Here is a 6,667-nt window from a genome sequence, read left to right on the forward strand (position 1 = left end):
GCCGCCGTCACCCGTGCCGTCATCGCGGCGGCATCGTCGGGCAACGTCTCGGCGCTGCCGCACCGGCTCGAAGTGGAGGTCGCCGAGAGGCTCGTGCAGGTGATCCCATCGGCTGAGCAAGTCCGATTCCTGCGCACCGGCGCCGAAGCGAATGCGGCGGCCATTCGGCTCGCCCGCGCACTCACGGGGCGCGAGCGCATCATTGCCTGTGGCTACTTCGGGTGGCTCGACTGGTGCAGCGACGCCGCCGGCGTGCCGGCGTCGGTGCAACGCGCCGTCAGTTGGGTGCCCTTCAACGACATCGCGGCGCTCGATCGCGCGGTCTTGGACGGCGACACGCCGCCGGCGGCGATCATCATCGAGCCGCTCGTACATGACATCGCCAACGTCTCGTGGCTCGAATCCGCCCGACGCCACGCGGACCGGTCAGGTGCCGTCCTGATCTTCGACGAGGTCAAGACCGCGTTTCGCGTGCGCACCGGCGGCGTGCAGGAGCTGACGGGCGTGATCCCCGATCTCACGACGCTCGGCAAGGCGATGGCGAACGGCTATCCACTCGCGGCCGTGGTGGGACGCAGCGCCGTCATGGATGCCGCGCAGCGTACCTGGATCTCCTCGACGGCGGCGACGGAAAGCACCGGACTCGCAGCCGCCAAGGCGGTGCTCGACTGGCATGAACGGACGGACGTTCCTGAACGCATGGCGTCCGCGGGTGGAATGCTGCAGGAGATCATTCGTACCGCGCTCACCGAGGCGCCGTGGGTCGGCGTGCGCGCCGACGGGCCGCCGATGATGTGGCGGCTCACGGCCGACGCCCCCGACGCCGTCGACGCCCTTGTGGCGGTGGCCACCCGCTACGGGTTGCTCCTCAAGCGCGGCGCGTATCAGTTCGGGTGCGTCGCTCATGACGAGGCGGCGCTCGAGCACGTCGCCGAGCTGATGCCGCAGATCACCCACTCGCTGCTACCAGGACCACGACGCGTTGAGGAGTGAACGAATGACCCCGGTGATCGATGTCCACGCGCACTTTCACACCCCCTCCAGCAACCGAATCGACTGGGAGCGGTACAACGCGTCTCGCCTGAATGCCGGTGAGCGCATCGGCGTGGTGTGTCACGTCGCGTCGGTGCTTGGATCCTGGGGGGCGACTTCGCCAACCTATTTCTCGTCGCCCGCCGATCAGACGCGCGCCAACGACTGGATGTTGGACTTCGCCGAGCAGCAGTCGCCGCGCGTGAAGGCGTGGGTTGCGGTGAATCCGAACTACACCGCGCATGCGCTCGCGGAGATCGCGCGCGGCGTCGCGCGTGGGGCCATCGGGATCAAGCTCGCGGCAGGCCGTCGCGTCGATGACGCCTTGCTCGATGACATCGCGGCGGCAGCGGCGCAGTATGGTGTGCCCATCCTCCAACATATCTGGCAGCATCGGCGACGCGATTGGCCCAATCAGGATGCGTCCGACGGGGTCGAGCTGGCTCGATTGGCCGCGCGGCATCCGCGCACCACGTTTCTGCTGGCCCATATCGGTGGCGGCGGCGATTGGGCCCACACCAACCCCGCCGTACGCGAGTTCGAGAACATCGTGATGGACTTGTCGGGCAGCGGCATCGATCGTGGCATGATCGACGAGGCCCTGCGCTGGGTCGGCGCTCGTCGCCTGTTGTGGGCAGCTGACCTCACCCTGTGCACCGGACTCACGAAGCTCCGCGCGTTGCCCTTCACCGGCGCGTCGGACGACGATCTCGCCGACATGTGTTGGCGCAACGCCGTGCGCATCTTTCCGGTCGGCACCTTCGCGGCGGCGCTGTCTGGCGCCGCGAGCGGATCCGGAGCGACGGCATGACCACGCCCTCCGTGACCGACCCGCGCCCGATTGATGTGACCAGCTGGATTGGCGGCTATCCGTTCCGCGATCTCCCGCATCCTGACCCCGAGGTCTTGGTTCGTGTCCTCGATCGAGAAGGATTCGCCGGGGCCTGGGTCGGTCATCTCCCCGGCGCGTTTCATCGCGATCCCGTGCCGTCCAATCGCGCGCTGTATGCTGCGCTCGAACCGTATCCCGGCGTGCTACTCCCGGCACCCATCGTCCGCCCCGATTGGCCGGGCTGGACGGGGATGTTGCGCGACGCCGTCAACGCCGGTGCGCCCGCGGTCCGGGTCTATCCGGCGCAGTGGGGACTCGGCCCGGCGCATCCCGCTCTCGCGGAGCTCGCCGTGGCGTGTGGCGAGGTGGGGCTCGCGCTGCATGTCACCATCCGATTCGAGGACCTCCGGCAACGGCATCCCATGGACGCTATGGGCGATGTGCCCGCCGCGACGGTGCGCGCGATAGCGCGGCTCGCCGGCTCCCGATGCCACCTCGTGATCGCCGGCGCCGGACGCGACCTCATCGAAGAGACGCACTGGGGGCTCACGCCATCGGAGCAGGAGCGGGTGTTCTACGACTTCGGCTGGGTCTGGGGGCCGCCGGAGGATCACTTCGCGCATCTGGTCGCCACGATGGGCGCCGACCGGTTGACGTGGAGTAGCTGGTGGCCGTTGCGCCTGACACAGCAATCACGGGCGTTGGTCGACCTGCTGCCGCGGCACGGTCCGTCCCCGCTTCCTGTGCCGCGGTTCGCTGACGGCCGCGCGATTTTCGAGGCCGCGCAGCGATCGGCGCAGTCCGGACTCGGCCGCGAAAACGGCGCGGGAACCGCCGCGCCCACCAATCGTTGATGGTGCAGGCGAAAAGTTCCAGAAAACCGTGGCGTATCGTGCGCGGACACTTGCGTACTATTACGGTGGCGGGCATACTTCGCGCTTGCAAAAATCGGGTTGACACAGACTTATACGCATGACGACGGCTACGACTCGTCACCGGAAAATCGGGACGAAAACGGCGGTCGTCGTGCATAACGCGTGTCTTCCGCATCCAACGCCTTCCCGGCCCCAAAGTCGATGACGGTCAAGAAGAAGTGGACGGTGATTCCTGCGTTTCTCGCGCTCGCGGCAGCGGCCACGCTGCTGTCGGCCTACAGCGGCGCGTCGTCGTCGCAAGGCCTGCGCGTTGAGCAGCCCGTCAAGTTCGTTCACGCGCCGCACGTGGCGAAAGCTGGTATGAACTGCTTGTACTGCCACAGCGCGGCGAACAAGTCGCCCGATCCGGGTAACGCATCGGTCTCCACCTGCATGGGCTGTCACCTGATCGTGAAGCCACAGGCGGCGGAGATCAAGAAGGTGGCCGCGTTCTACCAGAAGGGTCAGCCGATCCCCTGGAACCGCGTGCACAAGGTGCCGGACTATGTGCAGTTCCCGCACATGCGCCATGTCAATTCCGGTGTCACCTGTCAGACCTGCCATGGCCAGATCCAGAAGCAGGGAGCGCAGGGACCTGACACCAATTACGTGCCCGTCCAGCAGGTGAACTCGCTCAACATGGGCTGGTGCATCAACTGTCACGTGCAGGGCTACAAGCCCGCCGAAGGTGCTCGCCTGGCCGGAATGCCGGTGACGCCCGAGCTGCTCGCCGCGCCGCCCAAGAAGGCGCGGTACGATTGCGCGACCTGCCACTACTGATCGTCAGCTGACCCTCGACCACGGGGCCACGGCGCGTAGTCTGCGCGCCGCATGCCCTGTGCAGCCGCCCGGAGCGGAGTGACTGCATGAGCACTGAAGCGGGGACCGGCGTCAAGCGCCGAGAATTCCTCAAGATCCTAGGCGCCACGGGTGCGACGACCGCGGTGGTGGGCTGCTCCTCCGAAAAGGTGGGGAAGCTCATTCCGTACGTTGCGTCACCTGACAACACCGTGCCGGGTGTGTCGCAGTATTACGCGACCACCTGCCGCGAGTGCGCCACCGCCTGCGGCGTGATGGCCGAAGTTCGCGACGGCCGCCCCATCAAGTTGGATGGCAATCCGGACCACCCCATGAGCCGCGGCGCGATCTGCTCCGCCGGCCTCTCGGCGGTGCAGGGGTTGTACAATCCCGATCGCTATCGCACGCCGATGGTGCGCGAGGGGAATGCCCTCAAGGCCACCACGTGGGACAAGGCGTACGAGCTGCTCGCCCAGAAGATCGGCGAGGTCAAGAGCCGTACCCAGGCGTCCAACGTGGTGTTCGTGAACCAGCACGAGTCGGGCACGTTCCCGGGCTTCCTCGATCAGTGGCTGTCGGCGCAGGGCATGCCGGCCCACCTGAGCGTCGACTCCGCCGCCCCGCTGGCCACGATCGCCGCCAACCAAAAGGCCTACGGTGCGTCGTGGCCGGCGCTCGAGTTCGGCGCCGCCAAGCTGGTCATCAGCTTCGGTGCCGACTTCCTCGATGGCTGGGGTCACAGTGTGCCGCAGCAGCTCGACTGGGCTGACGCGCGCGCCAAGCTGGAAGGCGCCCCGCGTCTCGTCTACGTCGGCGCACGCCGCTCCCTCACCGGCCTCAACGCCGACCAGTGGATCGCCGCGAAGCCGGGCAGCGAAATGGACATCTGTGCCGCCCTCACGGGATCGGCCACGATGGCCGCCGCGTCCGAGGCCTCGGGTGTGCCGGTCGCGACGCTCGAAGCGCTGGCGAAGGCGATCGCCGCGGCCGGCAACGGCGTCATGGCTATCTGTGGAATCACCACCGCCAATGCCGTCGAATGCGGTGTCATGGTGGCCGAGATCAACAAGAAGGCCGGCGCCGTTGGGGTGACGATCAAGCCGGCCGCCGGCCATGGTGGCTACAACGGTCTGGCCTCCTACGCGGACCTGGCGGGTGTCGTCGCGAAGATGGCGGCGGGCACCGTGCCCCTCGCCTTCGTGCGCGGTGCCAACCCGGCCCACACCATGCCCAAGTCGGCCGGTTTTGCCGCCGCCTTCGCCAAGGTGCCGTTCAAGGTGTCCTTCTCGTCGGTGCCCGACGAAACGGCGCAGCTCTGTGATCTGATTCTCCCCGACAATCACTGGCTCGAGAGTTGGGGCGACGCCGTCAGCATGCAGGGGCAGATCGGCCTCCAGCAGCCCACGCTCGAACCCGTGTTCGACACGAAGGCCACCGCCGACGTGCTCATTGCGCTCGCCAAGAAGGATCAGGCGCTCGCCGCGAAGTACACGGCCGCCGACTACCGCGGCTGGTTCATCAGCAAGTTCCCCGGCGGCGGATCGGCCTTCACTACCGCGCTCACGAAGGCCACCATCAGCGGCGCGCCGCTGGTCGCCACCGCCACGCGAAGCTGGAATGCCACCCCCACGCCGGCCGATGCTGGTGCGGGTGATTACTTCGTGCATGTCTATCCGTCGCCCACCTTGGGTGATGGTCGCGGCGCCAACAAGCCGTGGTTGCAGGAACTCCCCGATCCCGTCACCAAGATCGCGTGGCAGTCCTGGGTGGAAGTCCACCCCACCACGTTCAAGAAGCTCGGCCTCGTCGAAGGACAGCACCTCACCGTGGAAACGGCTGCCGGCAAGATCACCGCGCCGGCCTACCGCTACATGGGCGTGCGTCCCGATACCGTGGCCATCTCGCTCGGCCTCGGACATACGGCCTACGGTCGCTTCGCGCAGAACGTCGGCATCAACGCCTACGACCTTCTCGCAAGTGGGTGGGACGCTTCCGGCGCCCTCACCCTCTCCGGTACCAAGGGTAAGGTGACCGTCTCGGCGGATACGTCGCAACTGGTGACCACCGAAGGCTCTGCCCGTCAGCATGGCCGTGGTATCGGTCAGGCCATGACGCTCGCGGCCTTGCTTGGACAGGAAGCCGAGGAAGGCGGACACGAAGAGCACGCGATCCCCGGTTTGCCGTCGCAGGATTTCAAGGCTGGGCTCAAGTCGCCGATCGCGGCCGACGCGCAGGGTGAGCTAGCCAATCCGAACGCGAAGGATCTCGGCATGTACGCCCCCGATCACGTGCAGAAGATGGAGAAGCGCCGCTGGGCGATGACCATCGATCTCGCCCGCTGCACGGGTTGCTCGGCGTGCGTCACCGCCTGCTACAGCGAGAACAACATTCCGACGGTCGGCGCACCCTACCAGGGTCGCGCCCTCAGCCCGACGGTGTGGGATGAGCGTCCGGGGGCGAACATCATCAAGGGCCGTGAAATGGCCTGGATCCGCCTCGAGCGCTACTACGAAGGCAACGAGAACACCGAGAACGAGTTCTCGCCCGACTTCGACACGCGCTTCGTGCCGATGATGTGTCAGCATTGCGGTAACGCGCCGTGCGAGCCGGTGTGTCCGGTGTACGCCACGTACCACTCGCCCGATGGTCTCAACGTGCAGGTCTACAACCGTTGCGTCGGGACCCGCTACTGCAGCAACAACTGCCCGTACAAGGTCCGCTACTTCAACTGGTTCGGTTACGGTGAGCCGAATCGCAAGCAGTATGCGTGGCCGGAGCCGATGCACTGGGGCCTCAACCCTGACGTCACCGTGCGCGGCAAGGGCGTCATGGAGAAGTGCACCTTCTGCGTGCAGCGTATCCGTGAAGCCGAGCACCGCGCCAAGGCGGAAGGCCGTGAGGTCCAGCCCGATGAGTTCACGACCGCGTGCTCACAGGCGTGCCCGTCGCGCGCCATCATCTTCGGTGACGCGGCCGACGAAAACTGGACCGTAGCGAAGCTCGCTTATGACCGTCGTGCCTACCATGTGTTCGAAGAACTGAACACGTACACCGCCGTGGTCTATCTCAAGAAGGTCAACTATCCGGCGCC

General features: G+C 66.7%; 5 protein-coding genes. All 5 read left to right on the forward strand.

What is annotated here, in order from left to right; genetic code table 11:
• A partial coding sequence (locus ACIRA7_RS13890; RefSeq protein ID WP_396221444.1) for an aminotransferase class III-fold pyridoxal phosphate-dependent enzyme occupies positions 1-993 on the forward strand: 993 nt, incomplete at its 5' end.
• A gap of 4 nt (positions 994-997) precedes the next feature.
• Positions 998-1,843: an amidohydrolase family protein gene (locus ACIRA7_RS13895; RefSeq protein ID WP_396221445.1), complete on the forward strand. Its 846-nt coding sequence runs from the start codon at positions 998-1,000 to the stop codon at positions 1,841-1,843.
• On the forward strand, positions 1,840-2,718 hold the full coding sequence (locus tag ACIRA7_RS13900; protein ID WP_396221446.1) for a hypothetical protein: 879 nt from the start codon (positions 1,840-1,842) through the stop codon (positions 2,716-2,718). The genes ACIRA7_RS13895 and ACIRA7_RS13900 overlap by 4 nt, the downstream gene beginning before the upstream one ends.
• Before the next feature lie 183 nt (positions 2,719-2,901).
• Positions 2,902-3,558, forward strand: coding sequence for a cytochrome c3 family protein (locus tag ACIRA7_RS13905; protein ID WP_396221447.1), 657 nt, complete (start codon positions 2,902-2,904; stop codon positions 3,556-3,558).
• A gap of 86 nt (positions 3,559-3,644) precedes the next feature.
• Positions 3,645-6,667 (forward strand): molybdopterin-dependent oxidoreductase (locus tag ACIRA7_RS13910; RefSeq protein ID WP_396221448.1); only part of this gene is annotated, 3,023 nt, incomplete at its 3' end.

Source organism: Gemmatimonas sp. (assembly GCF_044376735.1).
Taxonomy (GTDB): domain Bacteria; phylum Gemmatimonadota; class Gemmatimonadetes; order Gemmatimonadales; family Gemmatimonadaceae; genus Gemmatimonas.

Bases quoted from the DNA above. Each gene is read 5' to 3' on its own strand.
- ACIRA7_RS13895 (WP_396221445.1), top strand. From the start codon at position 998: ATGACCCCGGTGATCGATGTCCACGCGCACTTTCACACCCCCTCCAGC.
- ACIRA7_RS13900 (WP_396221446.1), top strand. From the start codon at position 1,840: ATGACCACGCCCTCCGTGACCGACCCGCGCCCGATTGATGTGACCAGC.